The sequence below is a fragment of the Streptomyces sp. NPDC007971 genome (assembly GCF_042958635.1).
Taxonomy (GTDB): domain Bacteria; phylum Actinomycetota; class Actinomycetes; order Streptomycetales; family Streptomycetaceae; genus Streptomyces.
This window is the reverse complement of the sequence record NZ_JBIBJK010000009.1, coordinates 79,146-102,668: the sequence shown is the minus strand read 5'-3', so window position 1 is coordinate 102,668 and position 23,523 is coordinate 79,146. Positions and strand designations below refer to the sequence as shown.

Genomic DNA, 23,523 nt, shown 5'->3' with positions numbered 1-23,523 from the left:
TCTCAGGCGAGCTCGACCAGCAGGTCGCCGCCCTCCACCTGCTGGATCCGGTTGATGGCCAGCCGGGCCACCCGGCCCGCCTTCGGCGCGGTGATCGTCGCCTCCATCTTCATCGCCTCGATGGTGGCCACGGTCGCGCCGGCCGCGACCTCGTCGCCCTCCGCGACCGCGAGCGTCACCACGCCGGCGAACGGCGCGGCCACCTGCCCGGGGTTGGTCCGGTCGGCCTTCTCCGTCACCGGCACGTCCGAGGCCGCCGCCCGGTCACGGACCTGGATCGGCCTGAGCTGGCCGTTGAGCGAGGACATCACGGTGCGCATGCCGCGCTCGTCGGCCTCGCCGACCGCCTGCAGCTCGATCAGAAGCCGGACGCCCGGCTCCAGGTCGACGGCGTACTCCTTGGCGGGCCGCAGACCGTAGAAGAACGCCTTGCTGTCCAGCACGCTGGTGTCCCCGAACGACTGGCGGTGCGTGTCGAACTCGCGTGTCGGGCCGGGGAACAGCAGACGGTTGAGCGTCGCCCGGGTGTCCTTCGCCAGCCCGTCGCGGTCCTCGGTGGACAGCTCGGGAGCCGGCTTGGGCTCGCCGCGGCCCTGGAGGGCCTTGGTGCGGAACGGCTCGGGCCAGCCGCCGGGCGGGGTGCCCAGTTCGCCGCGCAGGAAGCCGATGACCGAGTCGGGGATGTCGAACCGGTCGGGGGTGGCCTCGAAGTCCGCCGGGGAGACTCCGGCGCCGACCAGGTGCAGGGCGAGGTCGCCGACCACCTTGGAGGAGGGGGTGACCTTCACCAGGTGGCCCAGGATGCGGTCGGCGGCGGCGTACATGGCCTCGATGTCCTCGAAGCGGTCGCCGAGGCCGAGGGCGACGGCCTGGGTGCGCAGGTTGGAGAGCTGGCCGCCGGGGATCTCGTGGTGGTACACACGCCCGGTCGGGGAGGCGAGGCCCGCCTCGAACGGGGCGTAGACCTTCCGCACGCCCTCCCAGTACGGCTCCAGGTCGCCGACGGCCTGGAGGTCGAGTCCGGTGGGCCGCTCGGAGTGGTCGGTGGCGGCGACGAGCGCGGACAGCGAGGGCTGCGAGGTCGTCCCGGCCATGGAGGCCACCGCGCCGTCCACCGCGTCGGCACCCGCCTGGACCGCGGCGAGGTAGGTGGCGAGCTGGCCGCCCGCGGTGTCGTGGGTGTGCAGGTGCACCGGCAGGTCGAACTCGCGGCGCAGCGCGGACACCAGCTTGGCGGCGGCCGGGGCGCGCAGCAGGCCGGCCATGTCCTTGACGGCGAGGACGTGCGCGCCGGCCTCGACGATCTGCTCGGCCAGGCGCAGGTAGTAGTCGAGGGTGTAGAGCCGCTCGGCGGGGTCGTTGAGGTCGGCGGTGTAGCACAGGGCGACCTCGGCGACGGCCGTGCCGGTCTCGCGGACGGCGTCGATGGCGGGCCGCATCTGGCCGACGTCGTTGAGGGCGTCGAAGATGCGGAAGATGTCGATGCCGGTGGCCGCGGCCTCCTGCACGAAGACGTCCGTGACCTCGGTCGGGTACGGGGTGTAGCCGACGGTGTTGCGGCCGCGCAGCAGCATCTGGAGACAGATGTTCGGTACGGCCTCGCGCAGGGCGGCCAGGCGCTCCCACGGGTCCTCGGCGAGGAAGCGCAGGGCGACGTCGTACGTGGCGCCGCCCCAGCACTCCAGCGAGAGCAGCTCGGGCAGGGTGCGGGCGACGACCGGCGCGACGGCCAGGAGGTCCTTGGTACGGACCCGGGTGGCGAGCAGCGACTGGTGGGCGTCACGGAAGGTGGTGTCGGTGACGCCGAGGGTCGGCGACCGGCGCAGATGGCGGGCGAAGCCCTCGGGGCCGAGGTCGATCAGCCGCTGCCGGGATCCGGCCGGCGGCTCACCGGCCGGCAGCAGGGGCAGCTTGGTGACCGGGTCGAGCAGGTCCGGGCGCTCGCCGTGCGGCTTGTTGACCGTGACGTCGGCGAGGAAGGTGAGCAGCTTGGTGCCGCGGTCGGCGGAGTGCCGGGACGTGAGCAGGTGCGGGCGCTGCTCGATGAACGAGGTGGTGACCCGCCCGGCCTGGAAGTCGGGGTCGTCCAGGACGGCCTGCAGGAAGGGGATGTTGGTGGCCACGCCGCGGATGCGGAACTCGGCCACCGCACGCCGGGCCCGCAGGACGGCGGTCCTGAAGTCCCTTCCCCGGCAGGTGAGTTTGACCAGCATCGAGTCGAAGTGCGCGCTGATCTCCGTACCCGCGTGGGTGGTGCCGCCGTCGAGGCGGATACCGGAGCCGCCCGGCGAGCGGTAGGCGCTGATCCGGCCGGTGTCCGGGCGGAACCCGTTGGCCGGGTCCTCGGTGGTGATGCGGCACTGGAGGGCGGCCCCGCGCAGGGTGACCGTCTCCTGGGACAGGCCGAGGTCGGCGAGGGTCTCGCCGGAGGCGATGCGCATCTGGGCCTGGACCAGGTCGACGTCGGTGACCTCCTCGGTGACCGTGTGCTCGACCTGGATGCGCGGGTTCATCTCGATGAAGACGTGGTTGCCGTCGGGGTCGAGGAGGAACTCCACGGTGCCGGCGTTGCGGTAGCCGATCTCGCGGGCGAAGCGCACGGCGTCGTCGCAGATCCGGTCCCTGAGCTGCGGGTCGAGGTTGGGCGCGGGCGCGAGTTCGATGACCTTCTGGTGGCGGCGCTGGAGCGAGCAGTCGCGCTCGAAGAGGTGGATGACGTTGCCCTCGCCGTCGGCGAGGATCTGCACCTCGATGTGGCGCGGGTCGACGACGGCCTTCTCCAGGAAGACGGTCGGATCCCCGAACGCGGACGCGGCCTCGCGGGAGGCCGCCTCGATGGACTCGCGCAGCTGCTCGGGGGCCTCCACCCGGCGCATGCCGCGACCGCCGCCGCCCGCGACGGCCTTCACGAAGACCGGGAAGCCGATCTCCTCGGCGGCGCGCACGAGTTCGTCCACGTCGGTGGAGGGCGCGGAGGAACCCAGGACCGGGACGCCGGCCGCGCGGGCCGCGGCCACCGCGCGGGCCTTGTTGCCGGTCAGCTCCAGCGTCTGCGCGCTCGGTCCGACGAACGTGATGCCCGCCTCCTCGCAGGCGCGGGCGAGTTCGGGATTCTCGGACAGGAACCCGTAACCCGGATAGACGGCGTCGGCGCCCGCGCGGCGGGCGGCACGCACGATCTCCTGCACGGAGAGATAGGCGCGCACCGGGTGGCCCGGCTCTCCGATCTCATAGGCCTCGTCGGCCTTGAGCCGGTGCAGCGAGTTGCGGTCCTCGTGCGGGAACACGGCGACCGTGCGCGCACCGAGTTCGTAGCCCGCCCGGAACGCGCGAATCGCGATCTCTCCACGGTTGGCGACCAGCACCTTGCGGAACATCCTGGATTCCCTTCAGCTGCCTGCCGGCGACGAACACCATGGTGTCAGCCACGCCCTGCCGTATCTGGCGGCAACATTAGGGGGTGCCCGCACGTGTCGAAGTGCGAAAACCATCACATTGACGTGCTGCGGACATGCCAGGAGCCGGATCGCCGGGGAGAGGGCCGACGGGGCCGGGGTCCTGGATGCGCGCGGGTGCGCCCGTCGGTGCGGGTGCGCCCGTCGGTGCGGGTGCACGCGTCGCTGCGGGTACGGACGGCGCGGGCGGCAGGGCGGGCGCGGGGCGGCGGGGCGTGCGCAGGGACAGGGCGAAGGACCTCAGCCGTTCCCTGCGGCCGTGCAGGAGCCCCAGCACGACGGCCGCGCCCACCGCGATCAGATGCTCACGGCCGGCGAGGTTCGGGACCGCGATCGATTCCCACACCATCGAACCGCCCGTCAGGGTGAACACCACGGGCGCGCGGCGGACCACCGCGAGATAGGTGAACAGGCCGACGACGGCCGCGGAGGGTCCGGTGTCGAGCACCTTTCCGCACTCGGGCGGCAGTCCGAGCCCCCACCAGCCGGGGCCGATCGCGATCATCACGCGTGCGGTGAGGGTGCCGGCCAGGGTGGTGATGTAGGAGACCGCCAGCGTGCGGCTCCGGCCGAGGGTCAGTTCGGCGAGCGCGAAGGCGAGGAAGAGCTGGGTGATGCCCGCCCACACCGGCAGGTCGAGCGCCGGGACGTACAGCGAGACCGGGGTGCGCAGCAGGGACAGCCACAGCGGCAGGTCGGCGTAGACGCCGCCGAGCCGCTTCACCCACAGTGCTCCGACCGGGTGCTGGGCGAGGTCGTGGAAGCCGACGACGCCTAACGAGGCGACGAACGCCAACAGCAGCCCGGACAGTCCGCGTCGCGCGACCCGGTGCACCGGGTCGACGACGATGGCGTGCCACTCCGCCCGCAGTGTGCGCCCGGTGAACCGGGCGAGGCGTGCGAGCACGGAGCGGGTCCAGGCCGTGCGCTCGTCCCTTCTCCGGTCGGCCCTCATGAGGCACGGCAGCCCAACGCCTCCGGGTCCCCCGCCACCTGCATCGCCCCCTCGACCCCGCGTCCGGCGTCCCGGCCGTGCGGGGAGTCATCTGGTCTTCCACCCGTTTTCGGTGGCCACCGTATGGATGTACGTTTTCACCCTTCCCGTCCTCCCCTTCCGGACGGGCCGGCCGCACCCTCGCCCGGGTCGGGCACCGGCTGGTCACACCGGTGCCTCCGCCGACGACGGCGCTCACAGTTCAGCGAGCCGGAGGCCCGTCGTCAAGATCCTCAGGGCTCGTGACACCGTGACAAGAATCCGGCGTACGGGAGGCAACCCGGACGGCTCGGGCGCCGTCCCCCAACGGGGGTGTGTGTCCGTACACACCCGAGGCGCCCGGTTCACGGCCAACGCGCGGGTATGACCGGCCACTTCGTGGAATAGCGCTGGGAGCCCTCGGGTTCGATCACCAACTCTCGTATAGTGAGCGCCGGTTCACCCTCCAGAGTCATGCCGCGCACCCGCCCCGCTCGCCCTCTGCGTCGCGAGGACCAGACCGGACCGATGACCGCCCCCACGCATCCCGGCGACCTAACCCCCTCCGTACGTCCGTTTGTGCCCTCGCCGTGACCGGCATGCTGTCGGCGGTCGTGGTCCTCGCCGCCGTCTCGGCCGCGCCGCACTCCGTGCGTACCGCGCCCGCCTGGGGCGCGGGCACGGCCGCCGTCGTGCTCTGTGCCGCCGTGGCCACGGCGGCACACGCCCTGCGCGACGCCCGCGGCACCCGGCGCAGACGGCGTGCTGATGCTCATCCCGCAGGACGTCCTCGCCGGCGCCGCGGCATCCGGGCAGACGGCCGCGGGGGCACACCTCGACGCCGGCGGGGCGGCGGCGGGCGGTCCCACTCCCGTGCACGAGTCCCCCGCGTCCCCTGCGGACGAGGGCCCGGCCGGGCTGCCCCAGCGGCGCCGGGGCCGTACGTTCGCCGAGGCCGAACAGTCCCGTTCGCAGCTCCGGCCCGCCGAACCGCGGCACCCGCGGGACGGCGACGACGCCGGGACCCGCGCCGCCCGCTTCGGCAGCTTCCGCCGCGCCGTCCGTCCGACCGCCCCGGGCCGCCCCGGTACCGCCGCTCGGCGATGACCGAGTTCCACGGTGGCGTGCTGTTCATCGTCGAGGCGGGCCGGGGCGCCCACCTGGCCGTCGTGACGGCCGAGGACGCGGACCCGGGGATGGTGGGGCACCGCATGAGCGAACTCGTCGAGCAGCTCGGCGAGCATCTGACCGCGCTGCCCCGCACCTCATGAGGCGTCCCGGCAGGGAGGACGCTCCCGACCGTCTGTACACCCTCACCCGGGGCCGCAGCCGGACCGGCCCGGACAGCCCCTTCGACCTGGTCACGCTGGTCGTTGCCGAGTCGGAGCCGGTGGCGGGCATGCAGTCGGAGCACGTGGCGATCCTGCGGATGGCGCGGTTCCCCGCCTCCGTGGCCGAGATCGCGGCCGAGCTGGGCCTGCCCGTGGGCATCACCAGGGTGCTGCTGTGCGACCTGTTGGCGGCGGGCCGCGTCAGCGCCCGGCATCCGCACCGGCCGGCCATCACCGACCCCGACCTCCTGGAGCAGGTGCTCGTTGGACTCCGCAACCTCTGATGTGCGCGCCCCGCTCGGTGCGTCGGCCGACAACGGTCCGAAGATCGTCGTCGTGGGCGGCTTCGGCGTCGGCAGGACCACCTTCGTCCGCTCGGTCAGCGAGATCCGGCCCCTCATCACCGAGGAGACGATGACCGAGGCCGGCCGGTGGACGGCGTCCGGCAGGCGCGCGGCAGGTCCGCCACCACCGTCGCCTTCGACTTCGGCCGGATCACACCCTGGACGCTGCCCCGACAGGAGTTCGTGTGACGCCCGACGCCGTCCCGCTGAGCGGACCCCGGTTCCTTGCCGAACCCGCCTGCCTGTACCGGGAGATGCGGCGCGAGCACGGCGCCGTGGTCCCGGTTCTGCTCGTCGGGGACGTCCCGGCCTGGCTGGTGCCGGGCTATCGCGAGCTGCACCAGGTGACCGGCGATCCGGTGCTGTTCAGCCGCGACTGCGGGCTGTGGAACCGGTGGGAGAGCATCCCGGCCGACTGGCCGCTGCTGCCGGTGACCGGCCGCCGGCAGCCGTCGGTCCTCTCCACCGTCGGCGAACGGCACCGGCAGCGCGCCGCGGTGATCAGCAACGCGCTGGAGGCGGTGGACCCCTCCGCACTGCGCGGCCATGCCGAGCGGTTCGCGGACGAGCTGATCGACGCGGTCTGCCCCACGGGCGGGACCAACCTGATCGCGCACTACGCGATGCTGCTGCCGGTGCGGGTCCTCGCCCGGCTGTACGGCTTCCCGGACGAGGACGGCCCCGGTCTGGTCACGGCCCTGAACGACATGATCGACGGCCGCGGGCGCCCTTGCGGGACAGGCACATCTGGCCGCCTCCATGGGGCAGTTGGTCGCCGACCGCGCCAAGGAGCCCGCCGCGGACGTGGTCTCCCGGATGCTCGCCGACGACAGCGGCTTCACCCACGAGGAGATCGCCCAGGACCTGATGGTGATGATGACGGCAGGGCACCAGCCGACTGCCGACTGGATCGGCAACTCGCTCAGGCTGATGCTCACCGACGACCGGTTCGCCGCCTCCCTGTTCGGCGGGCAGGGCAGTGTCGCCGAGGCGATGAACGAAGTGCTGTGGGAGGACACGCCCACACAGAACGTGGCCGGCCGCTGGGCCTTGCGCGACACACACCTGGGCGGCCGCCGTGTCGCGGCCGGCGACCTGCTGCTGCTCGGACTGCAGGGCGCGAACTCCGATCCGCAGATCCGCACCGACGCCTGCGCGCTCACCGGCGGCAACCGAGCCCACTTCTCCTTCGGCCACGGCGAGCACCGCTGCCCGTTCCCCGCCCAGGAGATCGCCGAGGTGATCGCACGGACCGGCATCGAGGTGGTCCTGGACCGGCTGTCGGACATCGACCTGGCGGTGCCCGCCGAGTCCCTCACCCGCCGGCCCTCGCCCTGGCTGCGGGGGCTGACCGAACTGCCGGTGCGGTTCACGCCCGTACCCGCCCTCTGAGCCCGCGCCGCCCGGGCCGTCCCGCGGTGCCGCCGTGGCCCGGGGAGGGCCGGTCCCCGGACCCCTCGTCCCGTCTGGAGGCGGGCGTGGTGCTGCCCGCGCTCTGCGCCCGCTTCCCGGGCCTGGACCCGGCCGTGCCGGCAGGCGCCCTGCGCCACAGGCCGGCGGTGCCCCAGAACGATCTGTTCGAGCTGCCGGTACGCCTGATCGCCCGAGTTGACTTCGAGCGCGCTCCAAGTCATAGCGTCGCTGACACCCCGGTGCACGAGGACCGCCTCGCCCGGCCTCCCCCACGGGTTGCCCGGCGACAGAATCCGTCGCTGGATGGATGAGGGGCTTCGTGCCGTACGGAACGACGATCGAGTGTGCAGGAAAGGCTGGGACACCAGATGCGACAGCGCAGTCTGCGGGACCTTCGGGTATCGGCCATCGGCCTCGGGTGCATGGGCATGTCGGCCTTCTACGGCACCACGGACCAGGACGAGTGTGTCGCGACCATCCGGCGCGCCCTGGAGATCGGCATCACCTTCCTCGACACCGCGCAACTCTACGGCCCGCTCACCAACGAGTCGCTGGTCGGCGAGGCGATCAGGGGCCACCGCGACGAGTACGTGATCGCCACCAAGTTCAACTACCGGATGGACCACGCGGTGCCCGGCGACATGAGCACGATCGGCCGGCAGGACGGCTCGGCCGAGCATGTCCGCAGCTCCGTCCACGGCTCGCTGGAGCGCCTGGGCACCAACCACATCGACCTGTACTACCAGCACCGGGTCGACCCGGCGGTGCCCATCGAGGAGACGGTCGGCGCCCTCGGGGAACTGGTGGCCGAGGGCAAGGTGCGGCACATCGGGCTGAGCGAGGCGAGCGCGGAGACGATCCGGCGCGCCCACGCCGTCCACCCGGTCACCGCGGTGCAGAGCGAGTACTCGCTGTGGACGCGGGACGTGGAGGCCGAGGTGCTGCCCGCCTGCCGGGAGCTGGGCATCGGCTTCGTCCCGTACTCGCCGCTCGGCCGCGGCTTCCTCGCCGGCCGCTTCTCCTCCGCCGAGGACCTCGACGAGAACGACTACCGCCGCAACAGCCCCCGGTTCACCGACGCCAACATCGACGCGAACCAGCGGCTGGCGCAGAAGGTGAAGGAGATCGCCGCGGAGAAGCGCGTGACCCCGGCCCAGCTGGCGATCGCCTGGGTGCTGGCCCAGGGCGAGGACCTGGTACCGATCCCGGGCACCAAGCGCCGCACCTACCTGGAGCAGAACGCGGCCGCGGTCGACGTCGAGCTGACCAAGGAGGACCTGGCCCGCATCGATGCGGAACTGCCCGAGGCGTCGGGCGAGCGCTACGACGAGGCAGGGATGCGCGCCGTCAACCGCTGAGCACCGTGCGGGCGGGTGCCGTGGGCCGCCGTCGGCCGCCCACGGCACCTCCCCGGCCGCTCGCGCCCAGGCGGCGGTGGCCGCGTACCAGGCTGCGCTCATCGCCCCTTCTCCAGGGCGAGGCAGCCGGCCGTGATCCAGAACGGCGGGATCAGCAGTCTGCGGCGGCCGATGCGGTCCACGACCAGGCAGCCCACGGTGACACCGGCGACGGCGGTGACGGAGTAGACGAGCAGCGCGGCGACCGCGTCGTCACCCATGTGCAGGGCGTCGAAGACCTGCATCCAGAAGGTGCCGATGGCGAAGTACGGCAGCACGAGCGCGGCCCAGAAGACATTGGCGAAGACCGTGCTGCGCAGGTGCCGGCGGCTGAACAGGGCGCGGAACCCGGCGCGTTGGTCCTGGCCGGTCTCGTCCAGTTCGGTACTGACGTCGATCTCGATGCCGTACCGGGCGATGAGTTCCTCGGCCTCCTCCCGGCGGCCCCTGCTCAGCAGCCGGCGTGCCGACTCCGGGATGCCCCGCGCAGGGCCACGCACACCAGGGCGATGGCCGCGCTGCCGGCGAGGGTCCAGCGCCGGCCTTCGTGGACGTCGGCGAAGAGGGCCCCGACGACGGTGGCGAGCGCGTAGCCGGCGTACCGGCTGATCTCCAGGCTGGCGAGGAGGCGGCCGCGGCCGTGCCGGGGCGCGTACTCGGCCAGCAGCGGGGCGCCGATGGCCTACTCGCCGCCGACGGCGACGCCCATGACCAGACGGATCAGGAAGAGCTTGCTGGAGCCCGTCGGTGACGAAGAACTGAAGCACCGACCCGATCAGGAAGATCAGCATGTCGGCGAGGAACACCGGCCGCCTGCCGAACCGGTCGGCGAGGCGGCCGAAGAGCGGGCCGCCCACGAAGACGCCGATCAGCGGCGAGGCACCGACCAGGCCCTCCATCACCGTGGACAGATGCAGGTCGGTGGTGAGGGCGGCCATCGCCATGCCGACGCCGCCGATGATGTAGCCGTCGATGCCCTCGCCGAGCTGGGTGGCGAGCTTCAGCTTGGTGTGCAGCCGTCGGCGTTCGCGCAGCAGCTCGACGGACGGCGGAGTGCCAGGTTTCTCGAACCGGTGTTCAGTCACGGACGTCGTTGCCATGAGCGGTCCTTGTCCGGGGACGGGACGTGCGGAGCCGGGGGCGTACGGGTCCGGGGGAGGTGGGGGCCCGGGGACGTGCGGGGGACGGGACCGGGCGATGCGGGTGCCCCCCGCCCGCGAACGGCGACTGGGCGCGCGCGGCCGTGACGGCGGTAGGGGACCTGTCCGGCGCGGTGGGCATCAGGCGCCCGCTGCGCGCTCTGGGCGCCGACCGAGCCCTGCTCCCGGCGATCGCCGCCGGCGCGGTGGCGGACGCGGTGACGAAGAACGCGCCGCGGCTGCCGCGCGAGCCGGAGGTGCTGGAGATCCTCACCCTCGCCCACGACGGCGCCTGGGACCAGGAGCCCAGGCCCCGGGCGTCCGCCGCGGGACGGGGCCGCCGGCCGCGTTCCCGCTCCTCCAAGTGCCGTATGCAGCGTCCGGGAGCACGCTGGTAGGCATGAGGCTGCGGCAAAGGGTCGCGGGTGTGCAGCAACCGGGGCAGTCGGCGCACGCGCTGCTGCTGCTCCCGATCCTGCTCATCGTGGCGATCACCGTCGTGGACATCCGCTCCCCCGAGTCCATCCACCTGGGCCCGGCCCTGGTCATCGCCCCTGCGCTCACCCCGTCCTTCGCCGGGCCCCGGACCACGGCGTTCGTGGGGGCGCTGGCGATCGCCGCCCAGACGCTGATCGCCTTCATCCACGGCGGCATCGCCACTTCGAACCACATCGTGCAGCTCATCACCCTGACCGTGCTCTCGGTCATGGTGGTGATCTACAGCGTGGTCCGGGAGCGTCGCCAGGCCCAACTGGCGCAGGTGCGCACGGTCGCCGAGGCGGCACAGCACGTGCTGATGTGGCCGCTGCCCGAGCAGATCGGCCCGCTGTGGATCGCCTCGCTCTACATGGCCGCCGAGGACGAGGCACAGATCGGCGGCGACCTGTACGCGGTGACGCAGTACGAGGGCGGGGTGCGGGTCCTGATCGGCGACGTGCGCGGCAAGGGCCTGCCGGCCATCGGGGAGGCGGCCCTGCTGCTCGGTGCCTTCCGGGAGAGCGCCCACAGGCACATCCCGCTGGAGAACCTGGCCACGTCGCTGGACCAGAGCATCAGCCGCTACGCGACCGAGCTGGAGACACCGGAGGAGGCCGGCGAGCGCTTCGCCACCGCCCTGCTGGTGGAGATCCCGGACCAGGATCCGATCACCCGGATGACCAGTTGCGGCCATCCCCCGCCGCTGCTGCTGAGCCCGGGGAACGCGGTCTCGGTGCCGAGCCTGCACCCCTCGCCGCCCCTCGGGGTGCAACGGGAGTCCGAGCACACGATGGACGTGTTCTCCTTCGAGCCGGGCGACACCCTGCTGCTGTACACCGACGGTGTCATCGAGGCCCGGGACGCGCAGGGCCGGTTCTATCCGCTGTCCGAACGGGTGGCGCGCTGGACGGACGACAGTCCGGAGGCACTGATGCACCATGTGCGCCGCGACCTGCTCTCCCATGTGGGCGGCCGCCTGGACGACGACGCCGCGCTCATCGCGCTGCACCGCACCCCCGCGGAGCGCCGTCGCCACCACCACGGACGCGGGTCCGGCACCGAGGGGATGCGGCACGAATCGGGGACGCGGTCCCCCACCGTGTGAAGCCCCGGCTGCGCTCGGCCCCCGGATGGGGTGACGCTCCGGGCCCGGCGCGGTCCCGGCCCGGGTGGGCCCCCGGGCGGCGCACAGGTTGACCACAGGCCCCGCCGGGGTGTCGGTGCGTCGTACGTCCGACGGCCTTCGGGCCAACGTTGCGTCGTGGAGGTGGCCTGCCCGGGCCGGCCGTTGCGAGAATCTCGGGCGCCCCGAGAACAGGGAGGTGCGATGTCCGTACGACACCTGCTCGCCGGTCTGGCCCTGGTGCCGGCGCTCGTGTTACCCACCACCGCGCAGGCGGCCCAGGCGGCCCAGGACGGTTCGTCCCAGACCCGCTTCGACCTCCAGGCCCACCGCGGCGGTCTCGGCATGACGACCGAGGAGTCGCTGGAGGGGTTCGGCAAGGCGATGCGGCTGGGGGTGTCCACGCTGGAGCTGGACACCCAGATCACCAAGGACCTGAAGGTCGTCGTCAACCACGACCGGCAGATCAGCGGCGTGAAGTGCCGCGACACCGGGCCGGTCACGCCCGGCGACCCCGTGTACCCGTACGTCGGCAAGTACATCAAGGACCTCACCCTCGGCCAGATCAAGACCCTGGACTGCGGCTACCAGCAGCTGCCGGGCTTCCCCGACCAGGAGGTCGTCAAGGGCTTCCGGATGGTGGAGCTGAAGGATGTCCTGCAGCTCGTCAGGAGCTACCACGCCCACCAGGTCAGGCTGAACATCGAGACCAAGGTCGAGGCGGGCTCGCCCGAACAGACCGCGCCGCGCGAGGTGTTCGTACGCCGCGTGTACCAGGAGATCCACCGCTCGGGCATCGAGCGGCAGGTGACCATCGAGTCGTTCGACTGGGGCGCGCTGAAGGTGATGCACCGGCTGGCCCCCGCCTGGCCGCTGGTGGCACTGACGAACTACGACTTCCTGGAGGTGGGGCGGCCGGGCGCGTCCCCGTGGCTCGGCGGAATCGACGCCGACGACTACGGCGGTGACTTCGTCAGGGCGGCCGCGACCGTCCCCGGCGTCACGGCGCTCTCCCCCAACTACGGCTTCCCGCAGAGCGGCAAGGTGGGCGACCCCGGCTTCCGCTTCTACTCGGACGCGGCGATGGTCTCCGAGGCACACGCCCGCGGTCTGAAGGTGGTCCCCTGGACCTGTGACGACCCGGCGACGGTGGAGGCGCTGATGGACTTCGGCGTCGACGGCGTCATCACCGATTACCCCGACCACGTACGGCAGATCATGGCCGACCGGGGGATGCGGCTGCCGCGGCCGTACCATCCGCACGGCCGGGCCTGAGGGGCCCGGACAGCCGCGAGCCCCGCCCCGAGTGGGGGCGGGGCGGGGCTGCGCGCCCGTCAGCCGGTCAGGAGGCCGGCTTGAGGTCGGTGATCTTCAGGGTCTTCAGGTCGGACTGGACGTCGATCCTGGTGACCTGGGCGTCGGGACCGTCGCTCCAGGTGAGCGTGACCCGGCTGGTGGCGTGGCCCGCACCCGATCCGGTGTAGGCGACCTTCCACTTCACCGGCACGTTCTGCGCGAACAGAATGCCGTCGGCGTGGTTCTTCTTCTCGAAGGCGGCGACCTTCTTCTGGGCGGCGGCGGTCAGGTAGAAGGCCCGCAGCGCCTTGGCGCTCGCCCCTGCCGACGGGTCCTCGTTGGCCCAGACGGCGTCGATGTAGGCGCCGTAGAAGTCGGCCACGTGCTGGGTGACGTTGCGCGGGTCGCCCTGGGTGGAGACCGCGGCGGTGGCACGGGTGGTGTGGCTCGCGGCGGTGCCGGCGAGGGCGGGCGTGACGGCGGCGAGAGTGAGGCCGGCGGTGAGGGCGACGGCGGTCACCAAGGTCTTGCGGTTGCGGACGGACATTCTGCTCATTCCCCCGGTTTTTTCGCGACCGGGCTGATCCCGGCCTTCGCGGACTCTAAGACCGTCTTTCCCCCGACCCGGTTCCCTTTCTTCCCGCTTTCCCTTTCGGCAATTCCGGGCGCCTGGCACCGCGGAAAAGGTTGTGCCGAATTCCGGCCCAGTGCCCCGTCTTTTCGGCCAGATCCGTTCAGGCGGCCGGCGGATTCCGGGTCTCGACAAGCCGGGCGAGGTGGTCGAGGGCCATACGGGTGCCCCGTTCGTTGTCCTTGCGCGGGATGCCGTCGGGGATGCCCGCGTGCACGATCTCGACGTCGGTGGCTCCGTCGGGCGTGCCGGTGAGCGTCGTCGTCAGCGTCATGGTGCCGCGCACGGCGTCGTCGTCCGTCTCGAACGCGAAGACCTCCACGACCTGGACGCCGGGGACGAGTTTCGCGAAATGCCCCCGGTAGGTGTCCGTGCGTCCGCCGGACTTGCCCGCGCCTTCGGGGTCGCCGTGAGTGAGGGAGATACGGAAGGCTCCGCCCTCGCGGGGATCGAAGGAGTGGACGTGTGCGGTCATGTTCTCGGGGACCCGCCAGGCGGCGAGCGCGTCGGGATCGACCAGGGCCCGGTAGACGGCCTCGGCGGGCGCCTGCACGCGCCGGGTGACTCGCGTGGCGTACATGAGGCGACACGCTACCGGCCGGGGGGCCGCCCGGCCCGTCGTGCGCAACGAACGGGGCCGGGGTCCGGGAGGTGGTGGACGGACCCCGGCCCCGGGCCTGTCACGGCTTGCGGGCGACCGCGCCGTACATCGCGATGTCCTCGTCGCGGATGTCCTTCTCGCCGCTGCCGTCGGGGTGCCACTTGTGCACCTGGACGATGCCGGGTCCGACCAGTTCCAGGCCGTCGAAGAACTCGTGCGCCTCGCCGATGGTGCGCAGCCGCATCGGCATGTTGCGGGCCGCGTACTCGCGGGCGACCCGGCCCACCTCCTCGGGCGCGAACTCCGCGGTGCCGATGGACATCGCGAGGTGGCTGCCCGGCGGCAGGGGCTCCAGCAGCCGCCGGACGACGCCGACCGCGTCGTCCGCGTCCAGCATGAAGTGGACGATGGCGATGGCGGTGAGGGCGACCGGCTTGCCGAGGTCGAGTGTCTCGCGCAGTTCCGGGGCCCGGAGGATGGCGGCCGGGTCACGGAAGTCGGCCTCGATGTACGACGTCCTGCCCTCGGGCGCGCTGGCGAGCAGCCCCTGGGAGAGGGTGAGGACGATGGGGTCGTTGTCGACGTAGACGACCCGGGATGCGGGGGCCACCGTCTGGGCGATCTCGTGCAGGTTGGGCGAGGTCGGGATGCCGGTGCCGATGTCCAGGAACTGGCGCATGCCCGCCTCCTCGGCGAGCCAGCGCACGGCGCGGTTCATGAAGTCGCGGTTGGCGCGCATGTGGACGGGGAGGGCGGGCCACTCCCGGGCCATGGCGTCGCCCGCCTCCCGGTCGGCGGGGTAGTAGTCCTTGCCGCCGAGGATGTAGTCGTAGATGCGGGCGGAGTGGGCGTTCTCGGTGTCGATGCGGTCGGCCGGCCATCCGTTGTCGGGCAACGCCGTGTCTCCCATTCGGGTCGGGGGGGGGTGGGACCTGGGCGGTACAAGGACGCTCACAGCAGGAAGTCGGCGCCGCCCTCCTTCGCCCCGCTCAGGAAGCCGGACGACTCGCGGGACGTGGACACCGGCGCCGAACCACGGGAGTCGGTGGACCGGCGTACGGCAGTGCGCCCGCCGGCGGGCTCCTCCACTGCCGCGCAGGCGCCGCCGGCGTCGTCGCTCCACGGCCCGGTGCAGCCGCGGGCGTCCGGTCGCCGGGCCGGCATGCCGGTGCGTGTCGGAGGGTGCACGGTCACAGCTCCTTGCGCATCGCGTCGAGCAGGGTCTCGGTCTTCCGGGCCGGCGCCGCCTGGGCGCCGAGCCGGTCCAGGGCCTCGCGGTACACCACGACGTCGTCGCCCTTGTCGAGATAGACGGCGCCGACCAGTCCGCCCAGGTAGACGATGTCGGGCAGTTCGCGGGCCCGGAACCTGAAGAGGTGGTACGCGCCCGCCCGCATCGCCGGGTGCGGGCCGCCCGCGAACGGCATGAGCTGCAGGGTCACCTGGGGCAGCCGGTTGACCTCGATGAGATGGCCGATCTGCGCGCGCATCACCTCGGGGCCGCCGACCGGCCAGCGCAGCACGGTCTCGTCCATGACGACCCACAGCCGCGGCGGTGCGTCGCGGGCGAGCAGTTCCTGACGGCGCATGCGCAGCGCGACCCGCCGTTCGGTCGCCTCGGCCGGGGCGTGCGGATGGGCGGCGCTCAGCAGGGCGCGCGCATAGTCCTCGGTCTGCAGCAGGCCGTGGACGAACTGGTTCTCGTACGCGCGGATCTGCAGGGCCGCCTGCTCCAGGCTGAGGTAGGCGGCGAACCAGTCGGGCATGACGTCGCGGTAGGTGTGCCACCAGCCGCGTTTGTTGGCCTCGCGCACCGACTGCAGGAAGGTGTCGATCTCCTGCCGGTCGGTCACGCCGTAGACCTGGAGGAGCTTCTCGGCGTCCGGCAGGCGCAGCCGGGCGACCTTGGCGGCCTCCATGCGTCGGATCGTGGAATGGCTGACCCCGATGGCCGCGCCCGCCTGCTCGAAGGTCAGACCGGCCCGGGTGCGCAGCTCCTCCAACTGTCTGCCGAGGATCATGCGCAGCACGGAAGGGACCCCGCCCCAGTCGGTCTCCGTGGTCACGCCCACCCCCTCGCCCGGGCTTCGGGGCCACCGTCTCACGCGATCCCCTGTGCCGACACTCTCGATCACTTCCTGGCCGAAGCAGCATGCACTTGGCCACTTGCAAATTTCAACTTGCCTGTTGCGAGTGCTTGTTGGCTGATGACACAGTGGACTCACTGCTCCGACTGACCGAAGGAGTAGGTGTCGCAGGCCAGTTGGGGGAGACCGGCCTGCACCACGGCCTCGTGGGAGGCGGTGTGTCGTCTGCTCTCCGAAGCAGCCGGCCCCCTGTCAGACCGACACCCCCCACGGTGCGAGGCCGCACGAAAGGCGTACGGCGATGGCTCCGCCCTCCTCCCTCCCCCGACCGCTCCACCGGCTGTCCGACGACCGGATCCCCGGCAGGCCCGCGCTCGGCCCGTCCCCGCTGAGGCTGTCTCCCGCGGGCCCCGCGGTCCGCGCCCCGGAGGCCGGCGAGCCCGCGCCCCGGCCGGCAAAGGCGGCCGGCACCGCGAGACCACCCGGAGGCGAGCACCTGGGTCGACTCCCTGGGCCCCACGGCTCCGACCCGCTCGCCTCCGGGGCCGGCCCTGCCGGCCTCGCCGCCACCTTCGAACTGCCGCCGCTGCCGGCCGCGGTCGGCACGGCCCGCCGGGTGGTGCGCGACCTGCTGACCGCCTGGGGCGCCGGCGAGAGCGTCCGGGACGACGCGCTGCTCCTGACCTCGGAACTGGTGACCAACGCGCTGGTGCACGCGGCCGGAGAACGGATCGTGTGCCGGGTGCACCGCGCCGCCCACCGGGTGCGCATCGAGGTCGAGGACCAGAACCGGGGTCCTGCCCACCCCGTCCCCCGCCGCCCCGGGCCCGACGACCAGAACGGGCGCGGGCTGCTCCTCGTCGACGCGCTGAGCGCCGGCTGGGGCGTGACGGTCACGGACGACCGGCCCGCGCGCGTCGTCTGGGCGGAACTGCCCGCGGCACCCGGCGCCGAGGACCCGGCCGCCCGCGCACCGAGCACACCCCTCCCCCGGACCGTCCCCCACTCGTCCGAAGGATCCCCGGCCCATGCCCCTGACCGCACCCGGCCCCGCTCTGCCCGCCGACCCGCCCTGGACCCGCACCCGCCCGAAGCCGGGACCGGCTGATCCGGCAGCCGTCCGGACTCCACGGGCCACGTGACGAGGCATCCACGGCCGGGAGATCCCGGCTGGACGGCACCGGCGGCCGGGAGGTCCCGGCGCATGGGCACCCTCGGCGCGGAGGTCGCTGCGCGGGGGCACCCTCGGCGCGGAGGTCGCTGCGCGGGGGCACCCTCGGCGCGGAGGTCGCTGCGCGGGGGCACCGGCGGACGGCGGACGGCCGAACGGGAGCGCCGGCGAGAGATTCCCGGACGCACGCCCGGCCTGCCCCTGCCCGCCGACGCAGCCGGCCCGCCCGGGTTCCGCGGTTCCCCGGTAGATTCACCCCGGATGCGAACCGTTCGCGTCCGGCGGCGGTCCCGGCGCTCCCGGACAGGGGACCCGGACATCCGTCGCGTGGTGGTGGCACCCGGGGGGGTTGCATGGTCTGGTCGCTCGTCCGCAGAAGCCGGACCCGTACGGGACTTCCCGTGCCGGGACGGTGCGAGCCGGGCCGGCATGTCCTGGCCACCGAGCGGCTGTTGCTCTTCACGCCCCGGACCCTGCTCGACGTGGCGGCGGCGCTCGCGGCCGGCGCGGACGCCGAGGCCCAGAGGTGGCTGGGGAACGGCAGCGACCGGATCGCTCCCGGCTCCGCTGCCCGGCGTGCCCTGCTGGAGCGGCGGCCCGCAGGCGACGACGGCCGCCGTGTCCCGCGCCGGCTGGCCGAGCCTTTCGCCCCCGGCCCCGACGAACCGGTGTTCCTGGTGTGCGTGCGCAGGTCCGATCTGAGCTATGCCGGTGGACTGCAGGTGCAGCACCACGAGGGCGAGATGGGCGGCTGGCTGGCGCCGCGCTGCCGCGGACAGGGCCTGGGCCCCGAGCTGTTCCGGGCCGGGGCCGTACTCGCGCACACCCACCTGGGGATGAGCACCGTACGGGCGGGCGCCGAGACCGGGAACACCGCGAGCCGCCGGGCTCTGGCCGGGGCGGGATTCCTTCCTGCCGAGGGGCCGCGCCGGCACACCCTGCCCGACGGACGCGTCGTCGACTCGGTCTGGCTCCGGCACGAGGCGGCGTCCGGCTTCCACTGCACCTGACCTCCGCCGGGGGCGCCCCGGCAGTCCCTGCGGACGGGACGGCCCACAGCGTCCGTTCGGGAGATGCCCTGCAAGCCGTGCCCCGCACCGCGCCCTCCGCGGGACACGCCGTACCCCTGCGGCCGGACGTACGCTGCCGGAGCCGGTCGGTGACCGAGTGGGGGCGGAGGGCGCCCGCCCGTCGCGCTACCGGGCGCCGGGGTCGACCCCGGGCGGGTTGTCCTGGGACGGGGCGTCGGGCAGGGCATCCTGGGGCGGGGCGTCGGGCAGGACGCGGAAGCCGGACAGGCCCTCGGGCTCCTCCGCGACGCCCGTGCAGTGGTCCACCCGCGCCGCCGGAGGGCCCTCGGCCGCCCAGCGCGCCATCATGGCGACGTCGTCGGGGCTCCCCTCGAAGACGGCTTCCACGTCACCGTCGTACAGGTTGCGCACCCATCCCGCCACGCCCCGCTCCTCGGCGAGCCGGCGGCAGGTGTCGCGGTAGAACACGCCCTGGACCCGTCCAGTGACGCGCACGTGCTGCCGGACCGTCATTGCTGTGGCCTCCCGACCTCGTGCGGCTCGTCCGCGGAGGGTTCCCAGCGGCGTGCGGTGATCCGGTGCCGGTCCGGCCAGCGCACGTCGTAGGCCCAGCCGAGACGCTCGAACCAGCGGATCAGCCGGGCGCTGGCGTCGATCTGGCCGCTGAGCACGCCGTGCCGGGCGCTGGTCGGGTCGGCGTGGTGGAGGTTGTGCCAGGACTCGCCGAGCGACAGCGGGGCAAGCCACCACACGTTGCCCGATCGGTCGCGGCTGCGAAAGGGCTGCGAACCGGCCGCATGGCAGATCGAGTTGATGGACCAGGTGACGTGGTGGACGAGGCTGACCCGCACCAGCCCCGCCCAGAAGAACGCGCTCAGCGCGCCCTGCCAGGAGCGGGTCAGCGCCCCGCCGAGCAGCGCCGGCAGGGCGAAGGAGGCGAGGACCAGCAGGGCGAAGCGGCGGGAGATCAGCATCAGGGTGCGGTCGCGGACGAGGTCCGGCGCGTACCGGCGGGGTGAGGCGTGCTCGGTCTCGAAAAGCCAGCCGACGTGGGCGTGGACCATGCCCTTGGCCAGCGACCGGGGCGAGCGGCCGTACCGCCACGGCGAGTGCGGGTCCCCGTCGCGGTCGGAGAAGCGGTGGTGCTTACGGTGGTCGGCCACCCACAGGAGCAGCGGTCCCTGTACGGCGAGGCTGCCGGCCAGCGCGAGGGCGATCCTGAGGGGCCGGACGGCCTTGAAGGAGCCGTGGGTGAAGTGCCGGTGGAAGCCCACGGTGATGCCGAGGCCGCTGACGAGGTAGAAGACGACGGCGAGCGCGAGGTCCACGGGTGACAGGCCGTGCCGCCAGGCGAGCGGCACGGCCGCGAGGAGCGCCAGGAAGGGGACACCGACGAACACGCCGATCAGGAGCTGCTCGCCGTTGGGCAAGGGCCGGGCTCTGCCCGTCAGACGGGTGGATTCCGGGAACTCCGACACGAGGAAACCCTTTCGGAGGGGGGTGCTTCCGGGGACGGGTGCGGTGACGGGTACGGCTGTGGGTGCGGATGCGGGCACGGGTACGGGTACGGATCGACGGTGGTGAAGGCGAGCACGGCGTTCTGGCCGCCGAATCCGAAGGAATTGCTGAGGGCGGCTCGTATCGACTGCGGGCGGGGTGCCTTGGTCACGACGTCCAGGTCCATCGCCGGGTCGAGGGTGTCGAGGTTCGCGGTGGGCGGGATCAACTGGTGGGCGAGAGTGAGCACGGTGCAGGCCGCCTCGATGGCTCCGGCTCCGCCGATGGCGTGCCCGATCGCGCCCTTGACGGCGGTGACGGGCGGTGGCCTCCGGAAGACCTGCTGGAGCGCGTTGTGCTCGGCCGCATCGCCCTGCGGGGTGGAGGTGCCGTGCGTGTTGACGTGGTCGACGTCCTCGGGGGCGAGGCCGGCGTCCGCGAGTGCGCCCCGGATGGCGCGGGCGGCGCCGTCGCCGCCGGGGTGCGGGGCGGTGAAGTGGTGGGCGTCGCAGGAGGCGCCGAAGCCGGAGAGCAGGACCGTCGGCCGGACGGCGCGGGCCCGGGCGTCCTCCGTCCGTTCCAGGACGAGGACGGCGGCGCCCTCGCCGAGGACGAATCCGTCCCGGTCGCGGTCGAAGGGCCGGGAGGCCGCCTCGGGACTGTCGGCACGGCGGGACAGCGCGCGCATCTGGGCGAAGCAGGCGGCGGTCATCCGCAGGCGGGCCGACTCACTGCCTCCGGCGAGGACGAGGTCGCAGGCGCCGGACAGCAGCCAGTCCCGGGCGAGGCCGAGCGCGCTGGTGCCGGAGGCGCAGGCGGTGCTGACGACCATGTTGGGGCCCTGCGCGCCGAGGTCCAGGGCGATCTCGGCGGCGGCCATGTTGGGCACGCTGCGTGGGAGGGCGAGCGGCGAGACCCGTTCCGGGGTGTGGTCGGCGAGCCGGTCGAACTCGGCCTGCCAGCCCTGCATGGACCCGGTGCCGACCCCCATCACGACACCGACACGGGCACCGTCCCAGCCGCCGGGAGTGAGTCCGGCGTCGGCGACGGCCTCGCGTGCGGCGAGCAGTGCGAAGGTGGTGAAGCGGTCGAGACGGCGGCTGAGCCGGTGCCCCAGCAGCCCGGCCGCGTCCAGGTCGGGCACCCGGCAGGAGAAGGCCACGGGCAGCCCGTCGAGCCCCGGGTCGGCAGCCGCGGTGGACTGTCCGGCACACAGGCCCGCCCAGGCCGCGTCCCGGCCGATCCCGGCGGGGGTGACCAGGCCGAGTCCGGTGACGGCCACCGGGACGCGGCGCGCCGGGCCGCGTGCTTTCACCAGCTGCATGAGCGGTGATTATCCGGGCCGGGGCGGGCGGTCACGGGCCGCGACAACTCGTTCGGCCCAGGACGGTGGCCGCTACCACCCGGATGTGCGAACGCGGCTGATGCCTCATCAGCACCCACCGGCGGGGACGAGCCCGATGCCGCCCGGCATGCCCCAGGGTCCGATGGGGACGAACCCGGAACCGGTCGGCGACCGCGGCCCGGGACGCATGGCCTGCGGACGGCAGGTTCTGGACGTCCTCGGGAAATCCCCTTGCTCAATGGTCAAGAATCGTTGACCATTGCTGGCATGCCTACGGATGATCTTCCCGAGACGTTTCACGTCACCACTGACGAGCAGCTACGCGCCGTCTCCAACCTCACGCGTCACCGGATCATGGCCGTGCTCCGCTTCGAGCCGGCGACGATTACGCAGATCGCCGAACGGGTTGGCCTTGCGAAGGGGAGTTCCAGCTATCACGTGCGGCTGCTGGAGCGGGCCGGCCTGGTGAAGGTGGTGCGAACGCGGAAGGTGCGGGGGGTCACCGAGCGGTACTACGCGATGGCTGCGCGGGCGATCGTGCTGCCGGATCCGGGCGAGGGCGGGCCGGATGTGCTGATGCGGCATGCGGTGGCCGACCTGGAGGCAGCTCCGGCGGATGGCGAGCGGCATGTACAGATGGCGCATCTGCGGCTCACCGAGGAGCAGTTCGCAGAGCTGGGGGCGCGGCTGGAGGCGCTGGCGGACGAGTACCGGGAGCTGTCCGATCCCTCGCTGCCGGACGCCACTCTCGCCTTCGCGCTGTTCCGACCGGCGCCGCGCAAGCAGGCCGAGGGAGACTCCCAGTGACCAAGGACGGACAGAAGTTGCCGACCGGGTTCGGACGGCTGTGGAGCTCACAGACGATCTCCTCCCTCGGTGACGGGGTGACGCAGGCCGCGCTGCCTCTGCTCGCGTTGACGCTGACCCGGAAGCCGATGGCACTCGCCGTAGTCACGGCCGCCGGGACGCTGCCGTGGCTGCTCTTCGGGGTGCTCGGCGGTGCGCTGGTGGACCGCTGGGACCGCCGGCGCACGATGTGGGTCGCGGACACGGCACGTGCGGTGCTGCTCGGGATACCCGCGGCGGCGGCCGTGCTCGACGTCCTGAGCATTCCGCTGCTCGCGGCCGTCGCCTTCCTGCTGGGCCTCGGCGGACTCTTCTTCGACACGGCCGCCACGGCCTATCTGCCGGATCTGCTCCGCCGCGACCCCGCACTCCTGGAGCGCGCCAACTCCCGCTTGCGCGGCGCCCAGACCGCCATGTCCGGCTTCGCGGGGCCGCCTGCGGGCAGTGCACTGCTCGCGCTCGGGCGGGCGATGCCGCTGCTCGCCGACGCGGTGTCGTTCGCGCTCTCCGCACTCCTCGTACGCACGCTGCCCGCCATGCCCCGGCCCGTGCCGGAGGTCCGCGAGTCGCTGCTGCGGCAGGCGCGGGCCGGCGCCTCGTACGTCTTCCGGAACCGGGTGCTGCTCGGCCTCGCGCTCCGCCCGGCGGTCGGGAACATCGCCTTCCTCGCCGTGGAGACCGTACTCGCCCTCTTCGCGCACGACCGCCTCGGCATCAGCACCTTCGGCTTCGGCCTGCTCCTCACGGCGGAGGCCACCGGCGGTCTGCTCGGCGCGGGCATCGCCTCCTTCCTCGGCCGGCGACTCGGCACCGGCACCGCGCTGACCTGCACGGCCGCAGTCGAAGGGCTTGCCATCCTGGGGCTTGCCTCCGCACCGAATCCCTACGTGGCCGGCCTCGCGCTCGCCGTCTGCGGAGCGGGCATGGGCGCCACGATGGTGCTCGGGCCCTCCCTGAGGCAGGCGATCGTCCCGGCCCACCTCATGGGCCGGGTCGCCTCCACCTCCCGCATGCTGGCCATGTGCGCCGCCCCCGTCGGGGCCTTCCTCGGTGGCTGGCTGGCCACCACCTACGACATCCGCACCCCGCTCTACGCCGCCGCCGTCCTGCTCCTGGCGATGACGGCCGTCACGGCATCCATGACCAGCAACCGCCGGGTCGAAGCGGCGCTGCGTGCCGCCGCCCCGGTCGGCGGTCCGGCCGGCGCCCCGGCCGGCGGTCCAGATCACCCGGCATCGAAGGATCCCGCCGAGCAGAGTGCACCCGACTTGTCGTGACGCCCGCCGCGAAGGCGTCACAACGCGTCGGGTGCCAGGCCCCCGCGGGGCGCGACGAGTGGCCGGGGCGGTCGGGTGTGCCGGCGTCG

The 23,523-nt window shown here is 73.0% G+C and carries 21 protein-coding genes and 3 pseudogenes; 13 read left to right on the top strand and 11 right to left on the bottom strand.

The window, feature by feature from the left end; all coding sequences use genetic code 11:
* Positions 1-2: 2 nt before the first annotated feature.
* Together ACFZCP_RS20300 and ACFZCP_RS20295 are read right to left on the bottom strand one after the other, a co-directional pair.
* Complete coding sequence (locus ACFZCP_RS20300; protein WP_391428471.1) at positions 3-3,377, bottom strand: pyruvate carboxylase; 3,375 nt, start codon at positions 3,375-3,377, stop codon at positions 3-5.
* Positions 3,378-3,453: 76 nt separating this feature from the next.
* On the bottom strand, positions 3,454-4,410 hold the full coding sequence (locus ACFZCP_RS20295; protein WP_391428468.1) for a hypothetical protein: 957 nt from the start codon (positions 4,408-4,410) through the stop codon (positions 3,454-3,456).
* Positions 4,411-5,190: 780 nt separating this feature from the next.
* On the opposite strand from ACFZCP_RS20295, the gene ACFZCP_RS20290 reads away from it, so the two are divergent.
* The 6 genes and pseudogenes from ACFZCP_RS20290 to ACFZCP_RS20265 all read left to right on the top strand — a co-directional run bounded on the left by ACFZCP_RS20290 (position 5,191) and on the right by ACFZCP_RS20265 (position 8,874).
* Positions 5,191-5,535 (top strand): hypothetical protein, encoded by a 345-nt coding sequence (locus ACFZCP_RS20290; protein WP_391428981.1) that lies wholly within the window; start codon positions 5,191-5,193, stop codon positions 5,533-5,535.
* A pseudogene (locus tag ACFZCP_RS20285) lies at positions 5,523-5,699 on the top strand (roadblock/LC7 domain-containing protein); the annotation flags it as partial. The gene ACFZCP_RS20290 and the pseudogene ACFZCP_RS20285, both read left to right, overlap by 13 nt.
* Positions 5,696-6,043, top strand: a complete 348-nt coding sequence (locus tag ACFZCP_RS20280) for a DUF742 domain-containing protein (protein WP_391428466.1) — start codon at positions 5,696-5,698, stop codon at positions 6,041-6,043. The pseudogene ACFZCP_RS20285 and the gene ACFZCP_RS20280, both read left to right, overlap by 4 nt.
* Positions 6,024-6,259, top strand: a pseudogene (locus ACFZCP_RS20275) (ATP/GTP-binding protein); the annotation flags it as partial. The gene ACFZCP_RS20280 and the pseudogene ACFZCP_RS20275, both read left to right, overlap by 20 nt.
* A gap of 29 nt (positions 6,260-6,288) precedes the next feature.
* Positions 6,289-7,495, top strand: a pseudogene (locus ACFZCP_RS20270) (cytochrome P450).
* Between the two features lie 389 nt (positions 7,496-7,884).
* Positions 7,885-8,874: an aldo/keto reductase gene (locus ACFZCP_RS20265; RefSeq protein WP_391428464.1), complete on the top strand. Its 990-nt coding sequence runs from the start codon at positions 7,885-7,887 to the stop codon at positions 8,872-8,874.
* Between the two features lie 98 nt (positions 8,875-8,972).
* Here ACFZCP_RS20265 and ACFZCP_RS20260 read toward each other — a convergent pair whose 3' ends face one another.
* The gene (locus ACFZCP_RS20260; RefSeq protein WP_391428461.1) at positions 8,973-10,013 is read right to left on the bottom strand and encodes an MFS transporter; all 1,041 of its coding nucleotides are present in this window, start codon (positions 10,011-10,013) and stop codon (positions 8,973-8,975) included.
* Between the two features lie 143 nt (positions 10,014-10,156).
* Between ACFZCP_RS20260 and ACFZCP_RS20255 the strand changes: the two genes are divergently transcribed.
* The 3 genes from ACFZCP_RS20255 to ACFZCP_RS20245 all read left to right on the top strand — a co-directional run bounded on the left by ACFZCP_RS20255 (position 10,157) and on the right by ACFZCP_RS20245 (position 12,927).
* Entirely contained in the window at positions 10,157-10,450 is a 294-nt protein-coding gene (locus tag ACFZCP_RS20255; RefSeq protein ID WP_391428459.1) for a hypothetical protein, read from the top strand.
* A 2-nt stretch (positions 10,451-10,452) separates the two neighbouring features.
* Positions 10,453-11,634, top strand: coding sequence for a SpoIIE family protein phosphatase (locus ACFZCP_RS20250; protein ID WP_391428456.1), 1,182 nt, complete (start codon positions 10,453-10,455; stop codon positions 11,632-11,634).
* Between the two features lie 222 nt (positions 11,635-11,856).
* The gene (locus ACFZCP_RS20245) at positions 11,857-12,927 is read left to right on the top strand and encodes a glycerophosphodiester phosphodiesterase family protein (RefSeq protein WP_391428454.1); all 1,071 of its coding nucleotides are present in this window, start codon (positions 11,857-11,859) and stop codon (positions 12,925-12,927) included.
* Between the two features lie 67 nt (positions 12,928-12,994).
* On the opposite strand, the gene ACFZCP_RS20240 is transcribed toward ACFZCP_RS20245, so the two are convergent.
* From ACFZCP_RS20240 to ACFZCP_RS20220, 5 genes are all read right to left on the bottom strand, one after another.
* Entirely contained in the window at positions 12,995-13,495 is a 501-nt protein-coding gene (locus ACFZCP_RS20240) for a hypothetical protein (protein ID WP_391428452.1), read from the bottom strand.
* 187 nt (positions 13,496-13,682) lie between these two features.
* Positions 13,683-14,159, bottom strand: coding sequence for an SRPBCC domain-containing protein (locus ACFZCP_RS20235; RefSeq protein WP_391428450.1), 477 nt, complete (start codon positions 14,157-14,159; stop codon positions 13,683-13,685).
* A 100-nt stretch (positions 14,160-14,259) separates the two neighbouring features.
* The gene (locus ACFZCP_RS20230) at positions 14,260-15,075 is read right to left on the bottom strand and encodes an SAM-dependent methyltransferase (RefSeq protein ID WP_391428448.1); all 816 of its coding nucleotides are present in this window, start codon (positions 15,073-15,075) and stop codon (positions 14,260-14,262) included.
* Positions 15,076-15,131: 56 nt separating this feature from the next.
* Positions 15,132-15,368 (bottom strand): DUF397 domain-containing protein, encoded by a 237-nt coding sequence (locus ACFZCP_RS20225; RefSeq protein WP_391428446.1) that lies wholly within the window; start codon positions 15,366-15,368, stop codon positions 15,132-15,134.
* Positions 15,369-15,370: 2 nt separating this feature from the next.
* Positions 15,371-16,246: a Scr1 family TA system antitoxin-like transcriptional regulator gene (locus ACFZCP_RS20220; protein WP_391428444.1), complete on the bottom strand. Its 876-nt coding sequence runs from the start codon at positions 16,244-16,246 to the stop codon at positions 15,371-15,373.
* Positions 16,247-16,568: 322 nt separating this feature from the next.
* Between ACFZCP_RS20220 and ACFZCP_RS20215 the strand changes: the two genes are divergently transcribed.
* On the top strand, positions 16,569-17,375 hold the full coding sequence (locus ACFZCP_RS20215; RefSeq protein WP_391428442.1) for an ATP-binding protein: 807 nt from the start codon (positions 16,569-16,571) through the stop codon (positions 17,373-17,375).
* Positions 17,376-17,791: 416 nt separating this feature from the next.
* A complete protein-coding gene (locus tag ACFZCP_RS20210; protein WP_391428440.1) occupies positions 17,792-18,448 on the top strand; it encodes a GNAT family N-acetyltransferase in 657 nt (218 codons plus the stop codon).
* 186 nt (positions 18,449-18,634) lie between these two features.
* Here ACFZCP_RS20210 and ACFZCP_RS20205 read toward each other — a convergent pair whose 3' ends face one another.
* Genes ACFZCP_RS20205 through ACFZCP_RS20195 form a run of 3 tightly spaced genes read right to left on the bottom strand, consistent with a single transcriptional unit; the run spans position 18,635 to position 21,290 of the window.
* Positions 18,635-18,982 carry an acylphosphatase gene (locus ACFZCP_RS20205; protein WP_391428437.1) on the bottom strand — a complete coding sequence of 116 codons (348 nt, stop codon included), beginning with the start codon at positions 18,980-18,982 and terminating at the stop codon, positions 18,635-18,637.
* Entirely contained in the window at positions 18,979-19,947 is a 969-nt protein-coding gene (locus tag ACFZCP_RS20200; RefSeq protein WP_391428435.1) for a fatty acid desaturase, read from the bottom strand. Before ACFZCP_RS20200 ends, ACFZCP_RS20205 begins: the two co-directional genes overlap by 4 nt.
* Entirely contained in the window at positions 19,917-21,290 is a 1,374-nt protein-coding gene (locus tag ACFZCP_RS20195) for a beta-ketoacyl-ACP synthase II (RefSeq protein WP_391428433.1), read from the bottom strand. Before ACFZCP_RS20195 ends, ACFZCP_RS20200 begins: the two co-directional genes overlap by 31 nt.
* A 288-nt stretch (positions 21,291-21,578) precedes the next feature.
* Between ACFZCP_RS20195 and ACFZCP_RS20190 the strand changes: the two genes are divergently transcribed.
* Entirely contained in the window at positions 21,579-22,118 is a 540-nt protein-coding gene (locus ACFZCP_RS20190) for a helix-turn-helix domain-containing protein (protein WP_391428431.1), read from the top strand.
* Between the two features lie 17 nt (positions 22,119-22,135).
* Positions 22,136-23,434 (top strand): MFS transporter, encoded by a 1,299-nt coding sequence (locus tag ACFZCP_RS20185; RefSeq protein WP_391428952.1) that lies wholly within the window; start codon positions 22,136-22,138, stop codon positions 23,432-23,434.
* Positions 23,435-23,523 lie beyond the last annotated feature (89 nt).